This window comes from Cyanobium sp. NIVA-CYA 375 (assembly GCF_056108345.1).
This window is the reverse complement of sequence record NZ_JBSYHW010000223.1, coordinates 1-1,156: the sequence shown is the minus strand read 5'-3', so window position 1 is coordinate 1,156 and position 1,156 is coordinate 1. Positions and strand designations below refer to the sequence as shown.

The following is a 1,156-nucleotide window of genomic DNA, read 5'->3' as shown; positions in this document are numbered from 1 at the left end:
GGATAGAGCATTGAACTCATCATCGCGCTCGGCAGGCCGGCCCCCATGGTGGCGAGGGCGTTGTCGAGCAGGTGTGTTGGGCAGGTAGGCGGTGTAGTTGCGCGCGAACCAGATCTTGTACACCCCGTTGTCGAGACAGATGATCCCGTCTTCCGGCATCGCATCGCGAATCGCCTGGACCAGGTGGGGCGGGAAGATCGGGAACCGTTCGTCGGCCGCCAGCGGCGCGGTGTGCTCGACCTCGGCCTTGCGGTAGGCGAGCATGTGGTCGAACTTCCACTTGCCCTGCGGCATCACGTCTTCCTTGATCTGCCAGATCGCGTTGGCGATGTCGCCGATCACCTCGATCTGCGGGAAGTAGACCGGATCGACCTCGGCGGTCTTGCTGGAGACATGGATCACGCATGGCCCGCCCGCCTTCATGAAGAACGGCGGCTTCTCGATCACGTCATGGCCGATGTTGACGATGCAGTCGGCGTCCTCGATCGCGCGGTGGACGAAGTCACCAGCCGACAGCGCGGCGCAGCCGAGGAACAGCGGGTGCCGCTCGTCGATCACGCCCTTGCCCATCTGGGTGGTGACGAAGGGAATGCCGGTCTTGTCGACCAGCTGGCGCAGCATCCGCCCGGTCATCTTGCGGTTGGCACCGGCGCCGATCACCAGAACCGGAGCCTTGGCGTTCTCCAGCGCCTCGACCGCCTGCCGTACCGCCTTGGGTTCGGCTGAGGGGCGCCGCGCGATCGAGCGCGGAATCGGGCGGCTGTCGGTCTGCTCTTCGGCAATGTCCTCGGGGAACTCGAGGTGAACCGCGCCGGGCTTTTCCTCTTCCGCCAGACGGAACGCCTCGCGCACCCGGCTGGGGATGTTGTCACCGGCCGCGAGCTGGTGGGTGTACTTGGTGATCGGCCCCATCATCGCGACCACGTCGAGAATCTGGAACCGGCCCTGCTTGGACTTCTTGATCGGCTTCTGGCCGGTGATCATCATCATCGGCATCCCGCCAAGCTGGGCGTAGGCCGCCGCTGTGACGAAGTTGGTCGCCCCGGGCCCGAGCGTCGCGGTGCACACCCCGGTCTTGCCGGTATGGCGGCCATAGGTCGCCGCCATGAAGCCCGCGCCCTGCTCGTGCCGGGTCAGGATCAGCTTGATCTTTTCG

The 1,156-nt window shown here is 65.6% G+C and carries 1 protein-coding gene; it reads right to left on the bottom strand.

The features are described 5' to 3' along the window. A partial coding sequence (locus AC01FP_RS17695) for an acetolactate synthase large subunit (protein ID WP_474482048.1) occupies positions 1–1,156 on the bottom strand: 1,156 nt, incomplete at both ends.